Origin of the sequence: Nostoc sp. 2RC (assembly GCF_014222165.1) — a bacterium.
GTDB classification, from domain to species: Bacteria; Cyanobacteriota; Cyanobacteriia; order Cyanobacteriales; family Nostocaceae; genus Nostoc; species Nostoc linckia.
This window is the reverse complement of the sequence record NZ_JACKZU010000197.1, coordinates 1-14,940: the sequence shown is the minus strand read 5'-3', so window position 1 is coordinate 14,940 and position 14,940 is coordinate 1. Positions and strand designations below refer to the sequence as shown.

Below are 14,940 nucleotides of genomic sequence, written 5' to 3'. Positions count from 1 at the left end.
GAATAATTCTTAACTCTTAACTCCTAACTCTTAACTCTCAATGCTCAATGACTAATGACTAATTTCAATTACCGTTTTAACTTGCATATTGCTTAGGTTGGCGGCTTTTTGACTGGAGGCTTTATCTAGTCGGATTTGGACTTCCACTACTCTGCTGTCGATATTGTTAGCAGGATCGGTGTCAATGACATTTTGCTTTTGCACTTGCAAGCCTTTGCGATGTACGATTCCTTGGAGTTCTATAGATAGAAAATAGCCGAAGATTTTTACTTTTTGCCCTGGATGCACTTTGGCAATATCACTTTCGTAAACTTCAGCAATGACATACATTTGGCTGGTTTGTCCGATATCAGCAATGCCATCATTTGATACTAATTCGCCTGGATGAGTGTGGATTTTGAATATCTGTCCGTTTTGGGGCGATCGCACTTCGGCTTGTTTGAGGTTAACTTGTGCTAAATTCATGGCTGCTTGGGCACGATTGACTTCTGCTTGGGCTGCTGCTACATCTACTCCTCGGACTTCACTGATGCGGTCTAGTGTTGCTGTGGCTTCTTGGATTTGTTGCTGGCTAGTCCATTGAGTGCGATTTAACTGTGCTTGGGCTTGTTGCAAGTTTTTTTGGGCTGTTTCCAAATTTAAACGCTTGCTGTCTCGTTGAGAAGCGGAAATTGCTCCTTGTTGATATAGTTGCTCGTAGCGTTGGTTTTCTGCTTGGGCGTTTTGCAGTTGTGCTTGGAATTTGTCAATTGTGGCTGCTTGGGTATCAATATCGCCTTGGCGTTCTGCTTTGAGTCTGGCGATCGCTGCTTTTTGGGCGATAATTTCACCGCGTTTGGCACCTGCTTGGATACGGTTGAGGTTGGCTTGGGCGACTTTTACTTGTTCTTGCGCTTCTTTTAATGCTGCTTGCAGGCGATCGTAACTGCTCAAAATCGCAATTACTTGTCCTGCTTTTACACTATCGCCCTCCTTGACTAACAACTTTTCTACTCGGCTTGTTTCCGCAGACACCGCAGCAGATAATTTAATTACTTCACCCTGTGGTTCGATTCTTCCTAAGGCTGTTACCGTTTTTAACTGTGGCAATTGTTTTGCTGGCACTGGTGATTCTTGAGTGACAGAATTTTGCCAAAGTTTTACTGTATAAAAACTAATTCCGCTAACCAATAAAGATGCAATTATACCTATAGCAACGGATGGGCGCAGAATAGATTTAGGGGACGTTGTGTACCCTAACTTTGAATTTCGCACCATAGATTACCTCTTAACTAGTGGCGCAGAAAAAATAACAAATTGAAGAAGTTACATTTGAAAAATCAGAATTTAGAATTGTTAATTGTTCGGTACAAAGTCCTGAATAAAATTGGAAGTTTTTGAGATTTTACTTAGATAACGTGATTTAACCAGATATGACAACAACAAAACTCTCTGCTGAATAGAGCTTTGTGTTACTACTGAACGACTTTTGTTTTATGAAAGTACTTATGGCATAGTAAACGTTTTTGAAATTACGGGTTGTAACAGTGCCAACAATCAGATGTAAATTAGTTCAGAGACAACTCTGCTTGTGACAATACAAAAATCTTATTTTATATTTTTAAAATGTCTAATTTAGCCAAAATATATTAATATATTATCGCTATTAGGAACTTATACCGTTTCTTTATGAGGCTGCGCTAAATATTAGATTTTTTAACGCAAAGGAGCGCTGAGGTTAATTGACTACATTGCAAAATAATTAGGCGCATTTTCATAGAGAATTGGTATTACAAGTAAAAAATATCGCATAGAAGACTGTTGACTGTTAACTGTGAACAGTGAACAATCAACTACTATGTATTTCTGAAGATAAGTACAAATTATAAAATTTACCTAAAATCGCTATGAGTTTTTTTTGTTTAGTTCATGGTGCCTTTCAAGGGGCTTGGTGCTGGGATTTGTTAATTCCTTACTTGGAAGCCCAAGGTCACAAAACAGTAGCAATGGATTTGCCAATTGAAGATGCATCTGCAAGTTTATCGCAATTCGCTGATGTAATATTGCAAGCGCTTCCAAAAACTGATGATGATATTGTGTTGGTTGGTCATTCAATGGCTGGTACGGTTATTCCTCTGGTTGCAGAAGCTCATCGAGTAAGTCAACTGGTATTCTTAACTGCCCTGATTCCATATCCAGGAATCAGTACCATCGATCAATTCTGCCATCCAGGGTCAGAGCATCTCAAATAGGATTGACAAAATATACATTTAATGCATAAAGGAGAGAATAAGGACTTATGGTTCTGTTCATTTCTACAGGCTAATAGCGATCGCCTAATCTATTAGCAATAAGCAGGATTAATGCGATTACTTGTGTGTTTATTGAGATTATGGCTGTCTTATTGACAAGATGCACTTGCCCTGTTGAATAGGCCAAGTAGGTGAGCCATCGTCACTACCCGTATGCTTATAAAAAAGCATATCTCCATCTGATTTGATTGCGTAGATTGGGATTGCTAGTGCAGGAAACGACCACAAATCTAAAATCGCAGTGATGGCTAATGATTTTAAAATTTTCATCGTCTTTTTTGACTCTTTATTTGTTACTTGGCAGTCTGAAATTGCTAGCTCATGATAAGCTTTGAATGATGTGTGTAGTGCGTGTTTTCTAATTAGGGAGATCCATAAAAATAAATCCCCAGCCTTCTCCTTTGGAGACGCTACGCGAACGTGGTTTTGAGTGGGCGTAGTCGGTTATTCGTTTTAATAAGGCTGGGGATTTATTTACTGGTAAGTGCCTTATCGAGGAGGAGGTGGCGGTGGAAATAGTGGTATATCGATATTGTTAGGAAATGGATAGCTTAGTGATTGCTCACCAACTATTCCATCAATAGAATCAGCACGAATTTTAAAAGTGCTTTCTCCATAAGGTCTAATCTTGGGCAAGTAATGTAATGGTAGACTATAAGTACAACCTTCACCGAGATGATTTCCTGTAGCTGCAATTGGTTGAACTACAGATCGCTGTGTAGGAACATTAAATTGACCCGGTTTAGGTTCAGTGGGAATAAACTCTGTCAGACTTACATTAATTCGCTCGCAAAAAATATTCTCAATTGTGGGATTTCCTTTCACTATATTTCCCTGAATTGTGACAGTCTTTTGAACTCTTTGAATTGTTGGATATTTTTGAGCTAACTGTATAGTGTGCGTTGGTTGAGCATTCGCTATGGCTGTAAAGCTAGCTAATATGCTACATGTCAAAGTTGCAATCAAGGTTGGTGAAATACATAATTTTATTAATGACATGGAATATCTCCAATATTTTGTAGCAGTGAGTGTTTATTCATAGTGTGAATTGGGTCTTTCAATTCTGTGTCAATGGCTTTATGTTGGTTTATATGATTGATTTTTTGGTTTTATGCAATGCATCCTGATTTTTCACATAAAACCTGATAAGTAACCTATTTATCTTCCACTTGACATTAGGTTAAATATGCTTGTATTACTGATTCAGTTGGCTCGAATAATTTTCCACATGACATTCGGTTGATCGACGCACTCCCATAGGGTGATTCTACCGCCATTGTCCATAATGCCTCCGTGTTGGTGTAAGCATGAGCCGATTGCAGACTGAATCTTTACATACGATCCATCAACACGAACTTCACGCCACTTTTGAGAAGATGATCCTGTACAAGTCGATTGGATGATATCAGTACCATTTGCTGACAATCCATTTTTCACGGTCAAGCAGAGGTCGCTATGTTTAAAACGAAGAACAAAATAACCATTTTCTGCCCATCCCCGTGTTAATTGAACGTTTGGTTGATTGATGCACTCCCATTGTGTGACAAGTCCTCCGATGTTTCTAATTCCCCCATGCTGGTGTACACACTTGCCGCTATGCTTAGCTTGTATGTAGTAGCGTTGCTCCGTAAGGCTTGCAGAGACCATTGATGTTAGTGTTGCACCTAATGTGCCAATCACAAACAAACTGACTATGGCACTTTTCATAATGTGAATACCCCTGCCGATCGCTAACTAAGATTATGTTCGATGAAGCTGTATTGATGGAAGTTTTTTATCAAGATTGTCAACCAGATATTATGCGTTGGGCGCTATCAAAAAGACGTTTACAGCAATCAATGGCATATATTTTTGAAGCCAATCCTTTGCAGGCTTTACCAAATGTAGATTGTAAATATATTTTTTGTACTGATGACCTGATAATTTCTCCTGCATGGTCGCGTTATGCTGCGCGCAAGCGGTTGGGAATTGAAGCCATAGAACTCCCTGGAGGACATTGTCCACATTTATCTCGTCCCTATGACTTGGCCTCAATATTAACTAACCATTGCCTAGTAGAGTGAATTAATCAGATTTTGGGAATAATCCTCATAGTGTATGAAAGCATCGTTTTGGTTAGTCTCACACTATGAGAGCGCTATTTATAGAAAAAAAGCAGATTTTTTGGCATTTATCTGTTGTATTTGCCTGTATTTGTTGGGTTTGTTTGGCTTTAATTCCAGTAAGCGCCAACTCTACACAGTCTATTGATATGTTACGGCAACAACAGCAACAAATGAACCAGCAGCATCAGAGTGTAGTTAACGAACGCGATCGCTTAACAAATCTTCAGCAACAGGCGCAACAACATCTCACTGGTTTAAAGCAAAATCTCAAAACCACTGATAGTTATATTCAAGAAAGCGAATTGCGATTGCAACAGGCAAACCTTGGTTTGCAACACTTAGAAAATGATTTAGCCATAGCTCAACGTTCCTATGAAACTAGTCAAGTAGCAACAGTAGCACGATTGCGCTATCTCCAGCGATCGCCAGCTAGTCAAGGATGGGCTGTTTTGCTGCAAAGTCAAAGTATCAGCGACTTTATTACCCGTCGTCATCAGCTGAAGTTAGTTTATCAAGCAGACCAACAAATTTTAGTCAAACTCAACGCCCAAGCAAAATTGATAAATCAGCAAAAAACACAGGTAGAGGAGCAAAAAAACCAAATTGCTTTGATACGCGAACAGCTATTAGCACAAAAAGCTGATTATCAAACCCAAGCGCAATCACAATCAGAATTAATTCAACGTCTAAATAGCGATCGCCTCGCCTTGGAAGCGGCGCAAAATCAGCTAGAAAGAGAATCCAAATATTTGGAAGTTTTAATTCAACAAAAGGTAACACAAGCAGCCGCCCAAGCAAAAACTAACAGCCGCACAAGCATTATCATTGAGGGGACAGGAATTTTTGCTTATCCTAGCGATGCTCCCACTAGCAGTCCCTTTGGCTGGCGGATGCACCCGGTTCTCGGCTATCGTCGCTTTCATGCAGGGATGGATTTTGCCGCTAGCTATGGTAGTACAATTCGGGCAGCCGATTCAGGAACAGTCATTTTTGCTGGCTGGTATGGTGGTTATGGTAGAGCTGTAATCATCGACCACGGTAAAGGCATAACTACACTCTACGGACATACCAGCGAGTTGTATGTTACCGAAGGACAATCCGTGCAACGAGGACAAGCGATCGCTGCTGTTGGTTCCACGGGTTTATCCACTGGGCCACACCTCCACTTTGAAGTACGTCGTCATGGTTCGCCCGTAAATCCAGCCGATTATCTTTAATACAAAAGTCAATGGGATTACATTTGTGCTATAATGCAGGAGACTAAGGGCGCGTGGCTCAGTGGATAGAGCAACAGATTCCGGTTCTGTGGGTCGGGGGTTCAAATCCCTCCGCGCTCGTTTTGTAGATTGCCAAATTGTTTGTTGCTGTTATTTACAGCAACAGAATCAGGAAGATGAGTAATTCCTATAAGTTAAGCCTCAATAATAAAGTTAGCGGCTGTTAGGAGAGGATTGTTTGTCAGGGTGGCAAAGGCAGCTCCTGTTCCGAAACCAGATGAAGATCCGTTTTGGTTATAGAACAGATTTCCTGTTCCCTGGCTGTAGACTATGAAAGCTTTACTGGTGGCAGCAGCCGCGTCATTAGCAACAACAGCAAACTCAGTGGACTTACTAAAGCCAACACCTACATTACTAGTGAGGGCAGTAAAAGTTTTTTTGCTTAATGCGATGCGATCGGTGTCGCCACTTGTTTTGTGGAAATCACTGATTGTATCTTTACCAATTGTGGCATTGCTAAAAGCACTACCAGTAGCATATTTAAAAGTATCGTTGCCGCCTCCTCCTATGAGTACGTCATTTCCCGATCCCCCAATTAAAGTATCATTACCGGATAAACCACTGACTGTATCGTTGCCACTGCTACCATTGAGGACATTATTGGCATTATTGCCTGTAATTACATTATTTCCACCATTCCCGGTGCCGTTGATTGCGTTACTTCCTGTGAGAATCAAATTATCAAAGAAATTGCTCAGTGTATAGCTAACAGAAGACCTAACTGTATCTATACCCCCATTGGAAAATTCTACTAATGTATCAGTAGTACTATCAATAATGTAGGTATCATTTCCCGCTCCACCAATGAGGGTGTCTTTGCCTCCACCACCGTTTAAAGTGTCGTTGCCGTCTCCACCTGTCAGACCGTTGTTACCGCTATTACCGTTAATAATATTGTTCAGACTGTTACCTGTACCATTAATTGATGCTGTGCCTGTTAAAGTAAGATTTTCTAGAAAATTACCCAGTGTCCAGCTTACAGAAGATAGAACCGTATCTGTGCCATCTTCAGCACTGTACTCAGTGATGCTGTCACCAGTACTATCAACTACATAGAAGTCATTACCAAAGTTGCCAATTAAAAAGTCATTTCCTGTCCCACCGTTGAGGGTGTCATTCCCACCACCACCATCTATATAATCGATTCCAGAACCACCAAGTAAGGAGTCGTTGTCAGCTCCACCTTGTATGTAATCATTTCCTGCACCAGCATCAATGGTGTCATTACCACTTCCCCCCGACAGTTGATCGTCACCATCGAACCCATTTATTCGGTCATTTTCTGGAAAGAAATTGATATCGCCGGACAAAATATCGTTTCCAGAAGTACCATTAATAGTTGCCATAGCAGTTACTCACGCTAAATTTCAATAAAAGAAAACTCTTATATCTAATATTTCTTTGAAAGTTGTATCAGATACTACTGAAATTAGTTACACAAGCATTCAATCTGATTTACGAAAACTTAGACAAAAGTTAATAAAAACTACGTGGTATTTCAGTTGACAAGCTAAAATCAATCATCAATGCTGTGCCTAGCTGCTTTATATGCTTAGTGAGACCTCTGAAAATCTGTTAACAAATCCTAAAAGTGCTTTGATGGCTTTTCCAGAGGATGATTAAGATATAGGTATTTGACCTGATGGGTGTTGATACTCATGGTGCAAGACCAGATTTTGCTGAATGATTGGCATGTAATAGCGCGATCGCAAGACCTCCAACCAGGAACAGTGCTGCACAAGCGCTTATTAGGCTTAGATCTAGTACTTTGGCATGATGGCAACAAAGTCTTAGCTTGGCAAGACATTTGCCCTCATCGTGGTGCCCGCCTTTCTTTAGGACATGTTAATAAAGATACCCTTGCTTGTCCTTACCACGGATTAGTTTTTAACAGCGAGGGGAAATGCGTAATAATTCCAGCGAATCCAGACCAATCGCCCCCGGCAGAAGCTTGTGTTAAAAGTTACCAAATTCAAGAGCGTTACGATCTGCTGTGGGTTTGTTTAGGGACACCAAAACAAGACATAGCACCGTTTTCTGAATGGGACGATCCTGGCTATCGCAAGATTTTCTGCGGCCCCTACCATTATCACTCTAGTCCACTGCGGGCGCTGGAAAATTTCATCGATCCGGCGCACTTTCCAATTATGCATTCGGGATTATTTGCCCATGCTAGTCGTCCTGAGTTAACGCACTATGAATTAGAGTCTCTTCCAGATGGTATTAGTTTCAAATGTGGTTTGTGGGAACTAGATTTTAATTCCGGTAATCCTCACCAAGCACCACTGATTTTCAACACTTACGATTACCGCATCTTCCGTCCCCTAGTTGCATACTTTAAACTCGGCCCTGGAGAGCGTCGTTTAAATGTCTTTTATACAATTACACCAATTGATGAAGATGAGTGCGTGGCGCAATATTGGTTAATGGTAAACAACACTCGTGAAGTTCCTGTGGAAATCTATCTAGACATTCAAAATCAAGTTGCTAGTCAAGATATTGCCATTGTTGAATCCCAGCAACCCCGACGCTTACCTTTGGATTTGCAAGCAGAAGTGCATTTACCAAGCGATCGCTATTCTATTGCATATCGGAAGTGGCTTAAACAACAGGGTGTTACTTTCGGCACTATAGGAGGCAATAGGCAATAGGCAACAGGCTTAAAAGTTCCTTATACCAATTCTGTATGAAGATGCGCCAAATTATATGAGGAACGAACCGCAAAGGGCGCAAAGGACACAAAGAAAGAAAGAAAGAAAGAAAGAAAGAAAGAAAGAAAGAAAGAAAGAAAATTTGGTGCAGCCTCACAAAGAAATGGTATTAGAAGCTCACGTTAACTCAGTACAACATTTCACATAGCGAATTCTCTGCGTCCGTTTGCGCTTACCTCTGCGCTGCTACCCTACAGGAAGGCGAAACGCCTATGCGTTGAAATTTCAATCCTGAATTCGCCACGATTTTACGCAAAGCTTGTTAAAAAAACAGGGTAACTCTGAGAAATCCCAGAATTACCCCGATTTTTTAATGTTAGAACTAGGAAATTATTATTAACTCCTAACTCCTAACTCCTAATTCATAACTTCTAATTAATTAGGCAAATGCAGCAGTTTTCACATCGTTATTTGCCAGAATTTCTTGCAATTCTTCAGCATCTACTGTCTCTTTATCAACCAGCATTTGCGCTAATTGATCTAGAATGTGGCGGTTGCCGACTAACACTTCTTTAGCTCGTGTATAAGCGACATCCACAAGTTTGCGGACTTCTTCATCAATAGCGGCGGCGGTTTCTTCTGAGAAATCACGCTCTGACATGATATCGCGTCCCAGGAACATGTTACCTTGTTGACGACCAAGGGCCACTGGGCCGAGTTTATCGCTCATGCCAAATCTGGTAATCATTTGACGCGCAACGCGGGCTACTTGTTGCAAGTCGTTGGAAGCACCTGTGGTTACTTCTTCTTCACCAAAGATTAATTCTTCAGCGATGCGTCCACCCAAAGCTACAGCCATCTGATTTTCTAGATAAGCGCGGCTGTATAAACCAGTGTCCATACGGTCTTCGCTGGGAGTAAACCAAGTTAAACCACCTGCACGACCGCGAGGAATGATGCTAATTTTTTGTACTGGGTCGTAGTCGGGCATCAAAGCACCAACTAAGGCGTGACCAGCTTCGTGATATGCTACCAAGGTCTTGCGCTTTTCGCTCATTACCCGGTCTTTCTTCTCTGGGCCAGCTAATACGCGATCGATGGCATCGTTGATTTCATCCATTGAAATCTCAGTTAAATTCCGCCGTGCTGCTAAAATTGCGGCTTCGTTTAACAAGTTGGATAAATCTGCACCGGTAAATCCAGGGGTACGACGAGCGATTTTATCCAAGTCCACATCTTTCGCCAAGGTCTTACCACGGGCGTGTACCTTGAGGATTTCGCTGCGTCCAGAATAATCGGGACGGTCTACTACTACTTGACGGTCAAAACGACCAGGACGCAACAGTGCTGCATCGAGAACATCAGGACGGTTAGTAGCAGCGATAATAATGATGCCAGTGTTACCTTCAAAGCCGTCCATTTCTGTGAGCAGCTGGTTGAGGGTTTGTTCCCGCTCATCGTTACCACCACCTAAACCTGCACCCCGTTGACGACCTACCGCGTCAATTTCATCGATGAAGACGATACAGGGAGCGTTAGATTTGGCTTGTTCAAATAAATCGCGGACGCGGGATGCACCGACACCCACGAACATTTCCACAAATTCTGAACCAGAAATTGAGAAGAAAGGTACACCTGCTTCACCAGCTACAGCACGAGCCAGGAGGGTTTTACCAGTACCAGGAGGGCCAACTAACAGCACGCCTTTAGGAATTTTTGCACCAACGGCAGTAAAGCGATCGGCGTTTTTGAGAAAGTCTACGACTTCGTTTAATTCCAACTTGGCTTGGTCGATACCAGCTACATCACCAAATGTCACCTGTGTTTGCGGTTCCATTTGGACTCTGGCTTTGGATTTACCAAAGTTCATTGCTTGGCTTCCAGGGCCACTTTGAGCGCGACGTAGCAAGAAGAATAAGCCAACCAAAAGTAATACAGGGAAAAATAAGCTGCTGAGTGCCTTAAACCAAAATCCTTCATCGGTTTGGGGCAATACTGAAATATCAACGCCTTTTGATGTCAAAGTATTGATTAAATCTGGGTCGTTGACCAAGGTTACGAGCCGTTTATTGGGGTCGTATTTGGGTGTAACCAACGCTGTAGAACGGTCTGCACTCAGACTGACTTTTTCTACTCTGCCTTGTTCAACTTCTTGAATAAAGCGGCTATACCGCCATGTTTCTCTGCTTTGGGGTTGTTTGTCAAAAAATGCTGTTCCCAGGGCAATGACAACAATAAATAGCAGCGCATACAGCCCTGCGTTTCTCCATCTTTTATTCACTAAGGTTTATCCTCCTGTATTTTTCGCGCCATCGCGTAGCGAGTGCTGTCTGTGAGCGGAGAGGTCATTATTAAGAATTATGTTAACTTATCTTAAGATATAACAGAATGGCGTTGCTGTCATGTTAAAAAAGCCCCTTTATTTGCTGAAAACTAGGATGGTGTGGATTATATTGTAGCGATCCTGTAGGCTGATAAACGGTGTGAATGGGGATAATCTCGACCACACTATTAGTGTAGGCGATCGCTTGAAATTTCTGGACTAACTCTACACTCCAAGGTGCTTCTTGTATTGCCTGCTGCTGGTTTTGCAAGTAGTTTATCAGTTGCGATCGCATTATTCCCGGCAAAATTCCAGCCTTGATTGGCGGCGTCCACCAACAACCGTCATACCATCCCCAAAGGTTACCTGTGCTAGTTTCCAGCCAATTGCCTTGGGCATCTGTTAATATTGCTTCTTGGGCATTTGAGTTAGTTTTTGCTAACCAAGCACTCAGATAATTTCCAGTTTTATGAGAAGGTAGAGAACGAGAAAATTCTGAACTGGCAACGCAACAGGCAATACCATTTTTTTGTTTTTCTGTCAAATCTGGCGTTAAGAATCTGCCAATTATCCACTCTCGTCCATCAGGGAACAGAGTAATTCTGAGAACCGGGAAGTGTGGTAAGAGAAGTTGGGCCCCTTGGCGGAGGCGTTGCCAATTGGGTTGTTGCCAGCCGAAAGATTGTAGCGAGAAAAGTAGGCGATCGCAATGTGCTTGCCAATTGGTTAAATTATTATCCAGGGAATTCTCATAAACTCGCAAAGTTGTAAAAATCGTCGCCCCATAAAGTAAACCCGGATCGTTAATATTTAATTCCAGAGTTGGGGAGTGAATTAATTTACCGTCATACCAAAAAATGTCATTTTTTACACTCATCTTGCTTGTTGCTACAACTCTATTGAAAAGTGATGAGCTGTAATGCTCATACGCTGCGTGAGATAAAATCTATGAGCAGCAAATCGTTGAACACCAGAATCAAGGCTTAGTTGTTGACAGTGGTTATTTGTTGCATATTCAATTAGCCATTGAAATAACTGTTGACCATAGTTTTGTGACCGCTTCCACTCATCAACAACTAAATCATCAATATATAAAAATTTACCCGACGCTAAACACGTCAAAATACGAAATCCAGCAACAGCAAGAGTTTGTTTGTCTATCTCCAAAAATGCAATTTTGTATCCTTCTTTCATCTGATATCTAACTTGTTCTATAAACTTGTCTTCCTCAAGGTGAGGACGCAACTGAGACATCACAGGAAAACAGCTTAGTATTTGAATATCAGATTCTGCTAATTGTATTGACACCGCTATTACTCCTAAAAATACTACGCGTTTTCTTTAATCATCAGTCAACAATCATCCAGCAATTTAATCCTTTGGCGGAAATACAATTTTAGAATTTCCTTCAGGAGTTTTAATTACTTTTCCTCCCAAAATTTCGATTTCTCTAATTGCGCGTTTACGAGTTTTTTCGTCAACTTGATTATTTAACACCATTGCCCAAGTAGCAATTTGAGCATATTTACTTTGAGGATTGCGCTTAAGAAATTCAGCAGTTTTTTGAGAACTAGCGGCGACAAATTGGCTTTCTTCATCTGAAAAGTTTTTCGCCCAATTTGCTGCTGTTGCAAAAGAATGTTCGGCGGCTTGAGGGTTGCCTAAAAATAATAACTCATCGGTTCCTTTATAGCGCCACACGTAATAAGACTTTTCCGGAACCCACGGAGATAGGGATTTTAAGCCTTTTTCTGATAATGCGATCGCTCGTTCTGGCATGGCAGCATACAATGAAGTGCTAACGGAAAGACTGCGATAGGCTGCCAAAAATCGCGGGTCGCGTTCTAGAATGACTTCAAAATATTCTGGACTTAAACCATAACCTGTTTTATCCCGGATTTCATCATCCCCAAAATATTGTAAAAAATTTAGATATACCCAATCTCCTATTAAGTTATCATAACCAAAACCAGGCACTTTTTTGAGAAAATCAAGCTTAATTTTTTCTGCTTTCACATCTTTTTCTAGGCTTTCTAAAGAAGCAGATTTTTTACTATTTAGCAGTTTTTCTAGTCGAGGCAATTGAATCAAGCCAACTCCCAAAATACACGCACAGATTATCAAAGGTGTGACAATGGCATTACGCGATAGCAACATGTTAAGAGATTTTACATCAAATTAAACAGTATTATATTATACTTATTTTTCGTTGGCATCAGAAGAGCAAAACTAGTTCATAATTGACAGTGAACAGTTAACTGTCATCAGTCATCGCTTGAATGTTAATTTTGTTAATCAATATGTTCTATAGCAATTTTATTTGAGTTGTGAAAAATTTTAATAGTGGTCGTTAACTGTTAACAGTTGACAGTCAACGGTCAACAGCAGTAAGATTTCACAAATGATTTAGGACTGCTATATGTCTAATGAGCTTCAAACTAAAAACCGTAATGATATTCAGACGAAAGGTGGTGAATCCCCAGATATTAAAAACTTAGCTAGAGGAGTGTTAAATAATTTAGTATCCTCTGTACAAACATTAGTTTCTGACATCACAGCTTTAGAAGTGAATACTATAGTTGTGGAAAGAATTAATGGGTCAAAATTTAATGCTTGGGAAGCATATCAAGAAATTTATTCGATACACGATCAAAACTATTTTGAGATTAAAGGAATTCCTAAAGAAGGTTCTCAAGCTCAAGCACTGCGTCAGCATTATAGAAGTCTATTTGACCAACTGGAAAGAGAATATTTTTATCTTTTGCTAGAACAAGATTCTGGTTTTTATAATCCTCAGGATGAGAGGATAACACGATATCGTCAGAACCTTGAAGAAGCGAAGAAACGTCAAGAAAATATAGTGGAAGCTGATGAAAATAATATTAAGCTAGCCAAACCAATACTACCCGCTCCAACTCCGGTAATTGATGAAAAAGATGCGAATCATCAAGAAGATTGGATTGAAAATTATCAAGAAATTCAAAAATTGTTAAAAAATGCGAAATTTGTGCGTACTTTGCGTAAAATAGCTGAACTGAAAGCAGCCCTTGATAGTAATAATGTGACAAGTACTCAAACTGATATCATTTATGCCCAAACTGTGATGCAGTTAGATGGGGATATTATCACTCGTTACAATAAAGAATTGTTTAATTTACCTGAAGAAGCTAAAAATTCGATTATAACTACGCATAATGAAGGGCTAGTTGCTGGAGAAAAACAGTGGCGTGGAACTTTTAGTTTTTTAATTAATTTGGTTCAAAATATTGCAAAGTTATCTTAAAAATGAATGCAAGTTTTTTAACAGAAGATAACAAAATATTACTACAAATTCCTGGAGGCGATCGCTTTCAAATTAAAATTGAAGCAGGGCAGTGTAGTTTTTACTTAAATGAGGAAATTATCAAGCAAATTCAGCAAGCCAAAGAAAATAGTGCTTCTCTTGAAATCCCGCCAAAACTGATAATTTATTTGTGGTATTATAGCTGTTTCAGTAGTCATCTAGTATTTGAAAATCAAAATTTCACTACTAAAAATTTATCTTTAAATATTTTACAGCTTTTTTTCAGTAAAACTGCACAACAAGAAACCAGTTTACAATCTGGAATTAATTTTAATTCTTACTATAACGAATCTCAAATATCTTCAGATACTTATGAATATGAAGATATTATTTTACAAACCAGTGTAATTTTTTCTGGCGATATATTTCACAAAATTAAATATAATTTAATCCAAAATGCTAATTTTTCTAAAATTGTTTTTGCTCATTATTGGCTGACTGAACAACTAATAAGTAGTTTGCAAATTCAACCCAAATTATTAATTTGGGAAGTAGCTTCATCCTTAACGGCTGGTTTTGTGGTGTATAATCTTAATCCAGCAAATGCGATACTATCAATATTTGCTTGGTTGAGTTTAACTATATTATTTGCTGCTACCCGCTACGTGCTTGTTAATCAGTTTCAAAAACTGACTGCTATCAACTCTAAATTTATAGATTGGTTGGCGTGGATGCTAGTTTGTCTAATTCCTAGCATTGCCATTGGTGGTATTCATAACTTTAGCGAACTGAATGTTTTTATATTGCCATTTATTTCAGTTGTTGCACCAAAATTAGTAGAATACATTTTAACTTTTGTCCAACCACTAGTTGGCAAATTGATTTTGCGTCAGTTACTATAGCAATCCTCAATAATTTGTGAAATATTAAATGTTATGCCTGTTCACTCTTAACAGTCAACAGTCAACACCGATATTACCCCACCCCGCCAAAGCTACGCTTTGTCTCCC

14 protein-coding genes and 1 tRNA gene are annotated in these 14,940 nt (G+C 39.9%); 7 read left to right on the top strand and 8 right to left on the bottom strand.

What is annotated here, in order from left to right; genetic code table 11:
- Positions 1–51: 51 nt before the first annotated feature.
- Complete coding sequence (locus GNE10_RS20845) at positions 52–1,254, bottom strand: ABC exporter membrane fusion protein (protein WP_185566794.1); 1,203 nt, start codon at positions 1,252–1,254, stop codon at positions 52–54.
- 632 nt (positions 1,255–1,886) lie between these two features.
- Between GNE10_RS20845 and GNE10_RS20840 the strand changes: the two genes are divergently transcribed.
- Positions 1,887–2,231 carry a triacylglycerol lipase gene (locus GNE10_RS20840; protein ID WP_260446968.1) on the top strand — a complete coding sequence of 115 codons (345 nt, stop codon included), beginning with the start codon at positions 1,887–1,889 and terminating at the stop codon, positions 2,229–2,231.
- Between the two features lie 549 nt (positions 2,232–2,780).
- On the opposite strand, the gene GNE10_RS20835 is transcribed toward GNE10_RS20840, so the two are convergent.
- On the bottom strand, positions 2,781–3,290 hold the full coding sequence (locus GNE10_RS20835) for a hypothetical protein (RefSeq protein WP_099071310.1): 510 nt from the start codon (positions 3,288–3,290) through the stop codon (positions 2,781–2,783).
- A gap of 204 nt (positions 3,291–3,494) precedes the next feature.
- A complete protein-coding gene (locus GNE10_RS20830; RefSeq protein WP_099071309.1) occupies positions 3,495–3,998 on the bottom strand; it encodes an RICIN domain-containing protein in 504 nt (167 codons plus the stop codon).
- 35 nt (positions 3,999–4,033) lie between these two features.
- Between GNE10_RS20830 and GNE10_RS20825 the strand changes: the two genes are divergently transcribed.
- The 3 genes from GNE10_RS20825 to GNE10_RS20815 all read left to right on the top strand — a co-directional run bounded on the left by GNE10_RS20825 (position 4,034) and on the right by GNE10_RS20815 (position 5,733).
- Positions 4,034–4,354 carry an alpha/beta fold hydrolase gene (locus GNE10_RS20825; RefSeq protein WP_221642929.1) on the top strand — a complete coding sequence of 107 codons (321 nt, stop codon included), beginning with the start codon at positions 4,034–4,036 and terminating at the stop codon, positions 4,352–4,354.
- Positions 4,355–4,419: 65 nt separating this feature from the next.
- A complete protein-coding gene (locus GNE10_RS20820) occupies positions 4,420–5,613 on the top strand; it encodes a murein hydrolase activator EnvC (RefSeq protein WP_099071307.1) in 1,194 nt (397 codons plus the stop codon).
- A gap of 47 nt (positions 5,614–5,660) precedes the next feature.
- Positions 5,661–5,733: transfer RNA gene (locus GNE10_RS20815), tRNA-Arg, on the top strand.
- Positions 5,734–5,807: 74 nt separating this feature from the next.
- Here GNE10_RS20815 and GNE10_RS20810 read toward each other — a convergent pair.
- Positions 5,808–7,019 carry a calcium-binding protein gene (locus GNE10_RS20810; RefSeq protein ID WP_099071304.1) on the bottom strand — a complete coding sequence of 404 codons (1,212 nt, stop codon included), beginning with the start codon at positions 7,017–7,019 and terminating at the stop codon, positions 5,808–5,810.
- A 312-nt stretch (positions 7,020–7,331) separates the two neighbouring features.
- Between GNE10_RS20810 and GNE10_RS20805 the strand changes: the two genes are divergently transcribed.
- Positions 7,332–8,324 carry an aromatic ring-hydroxylating dioxygenase subunit alpha gene (locus tag GNE10_RS20805; protein ID WP_185566792.1) on the top strand — a complete coding sequence of 331 codons (993 nt, stop codon included), beginning with the start codon at positions 7,332–7,334 and terminating at the stop codon, positions 8,322–8,324.
- Between the two features lie 439 nt (positions 8,325–8,763).
- On the opposite strand, the gene ftsH3 is transcribed toward GNE10_RS20805, so the two are convergent.
- From ftsH3 to GNE10_RS20785, 4 genes are all read right to left on the bottom strand, one after another.
- Positions 8,764–10,605 (bottom strand): ATP-dependent zinc metalloprotease FtsH3, encoded by a 1,842-nt coding sequence (gene ftsH3 / locus GNE10_RS20800; protein ID WP_073644348.1) that lies wholly within the window; start codon positions 10,603–10,605, stop codon positions 8,764–8,766.
- A gap of 124 nt (positions 10,606–10,729) precedes the next feature.
- Positions 10,730–11,524 carry an aminotransferase class IV gene (locus GNE10_RS20795; protein WP_185566791.1) on the bottom strand — a complete coding sequence of 265 codons (795 nt, stop codon included), beginning with the start codon at positions 11,522–11,524 and terminating at the stop codon, positions 10,730–10,732.
- An 11-nt stretch (positions 11,525–11,535) separates the two neighbouring features.
- Positions 11,536–11,955 carry a GNAT family N-acetyltransferase gene (locus GNE10_RS20790; RefSeq protein WP_311774833.1) on the bottom strand — a complete coding sequence of 140 codons (420 nt, stop codon included), beginning with the start codon at positions 11,953–11,955 and terminating at the stop codon, positions 11,536–11,538.
- Between the two features lie 63 nt (positions 11,956–12,018).
- Positions 12,019–12,804: a hypothetical protein gene (locus GNE10_RS20785; protein WP_185566790.1), complete on the bottom strand. Its 786-nt coding sequence runs from the start codon at positions 12,802–12,804 to the stop codon at positions 12,019–12,021.
- Positions 12,805–13,066: 262 nt separating this feature from the next.
- Here GNE10_RS20785 and GNE10_RS20780 point away from each other — a divergent pair, with 262 nt between their 5' ends.
- Both GNE10_RS20780 and GNE10_RS20775 read left to right on the top strand, forming a co-directional pair.
- The gene (locus GNE10_RS20780) at positions 13,067–13,930 is read left to right on the top strand and encodes a hypothetical protein (RefSeq protein WP_185566789.1); all 864 of its coding nucleotides are present in this window, start codon (positions 13,067–13,069) and stop codon (positions 13,928–13,930) included.
- 2 nt (positions 13,931–13,932) lie between these two features.
- Entirely contained in the window at positions 13,933–14,832 is a 900-nt protein-coding gene (locus GNE10_RS20775; RefSeq protein WP_185566788.1) for a hypothetical protein, read from the top strand.
- Positions 14,833–14,940 lie beyond the last annotated feature (108 nt).

Excerpts from the sequence above, each read along its gene's own strand:
- GNE10_RS20825 (WP_221642929.1), top strand. The coding sequence starts at position 4,034 with ATGTTCGATGAAGCTGTATTGATGGAAGTTTTTTATCAAGATTGTCAA.
- GNE10_RS20810 (WP_099071304.1), bottom strand. The coding sequence starts at position 7,019 with ATGGCAACTATTAATGGTACTTCTGGAAACGATATTTTGTCCGGCGAT.
- GNE10_RS20785 (WP_185566790.1), bottom strand. The coding sequence starts at position 12,804 with ATGTTGCTATCGCGTAATGCCATTGTCACACCTTTGATAATCTGTGCG.
- GNE10_RS20780 (WP_185566789.1), top strand. The coding sequence starts at position 13,067 with ATGTCTAATGAGCTTCAAACTAAAAACCGTAATGATATTCAGACGAAA.
- GNE10_RS20830 (WP_099071309.1), bottom strand. The coding sequence starts at position 3,998 with ATGAAAAGTGCCATAGTCAGTTTGTTTGTGATTGGCACATTAGGTGCA.
- GNE10_RS20835 (WP_099071310.1), bottom strand. The coding sequence starts at position 3,290 with ATGTCATTAATAAAATTATGTATTTCACCAACCTTGATTGCAACTTTG.
- GNE10_RS20805 (WP_185566792.1), top strand. The coding sequence starts at position 7,332 with ATGGTGCAAGACCAGATTTTGCTGAATGATTGGCATGTAATAGCGCGA.
- GNE10_RS20840 (WP_260446968.1), top strand. The coding sequence starts at position 1,887 with ATGAGTTTTTTTTGTTTAGTTCATGGTGCCTTTCAAGGGGCTTGGTGC.
- GNE10_RS20820 (WP_099071307.1), top strand. The coding sequence starts at position 4,420 with ATGAGAGCGCTATTTATAGAAAAAAAGCAGATTTTTTGGCATTTATCT.
- GNE10_RS20775 (WP_185566788.1), top strand. The coding sequence starts at position 13,933 with ATGAATGCAAGTTTTTTAACAGAAGATAACAAAATATTACTACAAATT.
- GNE10_RS20795 (WP_185566791.1), bottom strand. The coding sequence starts at position 11,524 with ATGAGTGTAAAAAATGACATTTTTTGGTATGACGGTAAATTAATTCAC.